Genomic DNA, 3,416 nt, shown 5'->3' with positions numbered 1-3,416 from the left:
GGCCAGCGCCGCCGCGCTCGGGGCATGGACGGGTGGGCGGTGATGCGGGCGGCGCGAACGGTGCGGCGCGAACAGGTCGCCGAAGGGATCGAAGCCTGACCGGTACGCCGCGAGCGCCGCCTCGCCGGGCGCAAGCAGCATCGCCAGGCCGATGACAACAGTAACCATTCGCTTTCGGCTGCGGCCATATTGCCATTTGCGGCCTGCGCTCTCCGCGCTAAAGTTCATGCGATTTCCATGGATTTCGGCGCCAGCCGCCCGCGACCGCGGTGAGGGCGCCCGGCAATAACATCTGGAGGAACGTCGGCATGCTTGGTTTGATGCAAGATTGGCCCTTGCTTTGTCACCGGATCATCGAGCACGCAGCCACCATCCATGGCACCCAGGAAGTCGTAACGCGTTCGGTCGAGGGTCCGATCCATCGCACCAACTATCGGCAAATTCGCGACCGCGCGCTGAAAGTCTCGCAGGCGCTGGAACGCGACGGCATCAAGTTCGGCGACCGAGTCGCCACCATCGCCTGGAACACCTGGCGCCATCTCGAAGCCTGGTACGGCATCATGGGGATCGGCGCGATCTGCCACACCGTCAATCCGCGTCTGTTTCCCGACCAGATCGGCTGGATCGTCAACCATGCGCAGGACCGGATGGTGTTGGTCGACCTCACCTTCCTGCCCGTCCTGGAACAGCTCGCCGCCAAGCTGCCGAGCGTGGAGCGCTATATCGTGCTCACCGACAAGGCGCATATGCCGGAGACCAGGCTGAAGAACGCGGTGGCGTATGAGGACTGGATCGGCGCGGTCGACGGCGATTTCGCATGGAAGACGTTCGACGAGAACACCGCGGCCGCGATGTGCTACACGTCGGGCACCACCGGCGATCCCAAGGGCGTGCTGTATTCGCACCGCTCCAACGTGATCCACGCCTTGCTTGCCAATTCGCGCGATGCACTAGGTACCTCCGCAAGCGATACAATGCTGCCGGTGGTGCCGTTGTTCCATGCCAACAGCTGGGGCATCGCGTTCTCCGCGCCCTCGATGGGCACCAAGCTGGTCATGCCCGGTCCGAAACTCGACGGCGCCTCGGTCTATGAACTGCTCGACACCGAGAAGGTGACCTACACCGCGGGCGTGCCGACGGTCTGGCTGATGCTGCTCAACCACATGGCGACGCACAGATTGACACTGCCGCATCTGAAGATGGTGGTGTGCGGCGGCTCGGCGATGCCGCGCTCGATGATCAAGGCGTTCCTCGATATCGGCGTGGAGGTGCGCCACGCCTGGGGCATGACCGAGATGAGCCCGCTCGGCACACTGGCCGCGCTGAAACCGCCGTTCACGGATCTCAAGGGCGAGCAGCGGCTCGACATCTTGCAGACCCAGGGTTTTCCGCCATATGGCGTCCAGATGAAGATCACCGACGATGCCGGCAAGACCCTGCCATGGGACGGCAAGACGTTCGGCCGGCTCAAGGTCTCCGGGCCCGCGATCTCGAAGGCCTATTACCGGGTCGATACCGACATCCTCGATCAGGACGGCTATTTCGACACCGGCGACGTCGCGACCATCGACAAGGACGGCTATATGCGGATCACGGACCGCTCCAAGGACGTGATCAAGTCCGGCGGCGAATGGATCTCCTCGATCGACCTCGAAAACCTCGCGGTCGGCCATCCCGCGGTCGCCGAGGCCGCCGTGATCGGCATCCACCACCCCAAATGGGACGAGCGGCCGCTTCTGATCGTGCAGCTCAAGCCCGGCCAGAGCGCCAGCCGCGAGGACATCCTGCGCTACATGGAGGGCAAGATCGCCAAATGGTGGATGCCCGACGACGTCGCCTTCGTCGAGGGCATCCCCCATACCGCGACCGGCAAGATCCTGAAGACCGCGCTGCGGGACCAGTTCAAGACCTACAACTTCCCGACGGCGGCGGCCTGAGGCCAAACACGCGCTGCCAGTTCAGCCTCCCGCCCTCCGGGCGGGCTGGCCGCCTTTGCCTGGATCGCCGCTTTCCCGAGCAGGCCGAGTGCATCAATACCGTGCGATAAGGTTAACCCGCGAAGCGCATTTTCTGGCATGCTGCAGCGACGAAAGGCCTATTGGAAGCCGGCCGCCGACTTTCTAATTTGCCGCCGCTTTCGCAAGGACCAAAACATGAGGGATGAGCCAAGATGAGGAAAACAATCGCGCGACGAAGCATTCCGTGGCTGCTGTCCGTCGCGATGACGGCCACCGCGGCGCACGCCGCCGACAACAAGGTCGTGATCGGCGATATCGACGACATGTCGGGGCTCTATGCCGACGTGATCGGCCAGGGCGGCGTGGAGGCCGCCAAGATGGCGATCGAGGATTTCGGCGGCAGCGTGCTCGGCAACAAGATCGAGTTCATGGTCTCCGATCACCAGAACAAGCCTGATGTCGGCGCGCAAAAGTTTCGCGAATGGGCCGACCGCGACGGCCTGACCATGGTGCTGGGCGGCTCGAACACTGGCGTCAGCCTCGCCATGAACAATGTCGCCAAGGAGAAGAAGATCCCGTTCATCGCAATCGGCGCCGCCGGCGCCTCGCTGACCGGCAAGGACTGCACGCCCTACACGGTCCACTACGTCTACGACACCACGTCGCTCGCCAACGGCACAGCCAAGACCATCGTGAGCCAGGGCGGCAAAAGCTGGTTCTTCCTCACCGCCGACTACGCGTTCGGCACCCAGTTGCAGGACGCAGCCAGCAAGGTGGTCGAAGCGAATGGCGGAAAGGTGGTCGGCGCGGTACGGGTGCCGCTGTCGACGTCGGATTTCTCCAGCTACCTGCTGCAGGCGCAGAACGCCGGCGCCCAGGTGCTGGGGCTTGCCAATGCCGGCAACGACTTCACCAACTCGCTCAAGGCGGCCGACGAATTCGGCATCGCCAGGACCATGAAGCCTGCGGCGCTGCTCGCCTTTCTCACCGACATCCACAGCCTCGGGCTGAAGAGCGCACAGGGTCTCTATCTCACCACGGCCTGGTACTGGGACGCCAGCGACAAGACCCGCGCCTTTGCCAAGCGCTTTTTCGAGAAGGTCAAGCGGGAGCCGACCATGAACCAGGCCGGCTATTATTCGGCCACCCTGACCTATCTCAACGCGGTGAAGGCCGCCGGCACCACCGACGCCGACAAGGTGATGGCGGAACTGCACAAGGCGAAGATCGACGACATGTTCACCGACAACGGCAAGATCCGCGCCGACGGGCTGATGGAACACGACATGTACGTCATGCAGGTCAAGAAGCCTGAGGACTCCAAGTATCCCTGGGACTATTACAAGCTGGTGCAGACCATGTCCGGCGAGGAGGCGTTCGGCAAGCTGTCCGACTCCGCCTGCCCGCTCGTCACCACGCACTGATCCCGCACGATCCGGCGTGCGCCCTGTCACCAGC

Annotated in this window: 2 protein-coding genes; both read left to right on the top strand. The window is 63.6% G+C overall.

The genetic code is table 11. The features are described from left to right. Positions 1–308 precede the first annotated feature (308 nt). The gene (locus WCB02_RS35840) at positions 309–1,937 is read left to right on the top strand and encodes a fatty-acid--CoA ligase (protein ID WP_423966248.1); all 1,629 of its coding nucleotides are present in this window, start codon (positions 309–311) and stop codon (positions 1,935–1,937) included. Between the two features lie 233 nt (positions 1,938–2,170). Beyond that, on the top strand, positions 2,171–3,382 hold the full coding sequence (locus tag WCB02_RS35835) for an ABC transporter substrate-binding protein (protein WP_423966246.1): 1,212 nt from the start codon (positions 2,171–2,173) through the stop codon (positions 3,380–3,382). Positions 3,383–3,416: the final 34 nt, after the last annotated feature.

The organism is Bradyrhizobium sp. (assembly GCF_049581145.1).
Lineage (GTDB): Bacteria > Pseudomonadota > Alphaproteobacteria > Rhizobiales > Xanthobacteraceae > Bradyrhizobium.
The sequence above is the reverse complement of the archived record's forward strand: the minus strand, read 5'-3'. Positions and strand labels throughout refer to the sequence as shown.

Coding starts and splice junctions, on each gene's coding strand:
- WCB02_RS35840 (WP_423966248.1), top strand. CDS start 309: ATGCTTGGTTTGATGCAAGATTGGCCCTTGCTTTGTCACCGGATCATC.
- WCB02_RS35835 (WP_423966246.1), top strand. CDS start 2,171: ATGAGGAAAACAATCGCGCGACGAAGCATTCCGTGGCTGCTGTCCGTC.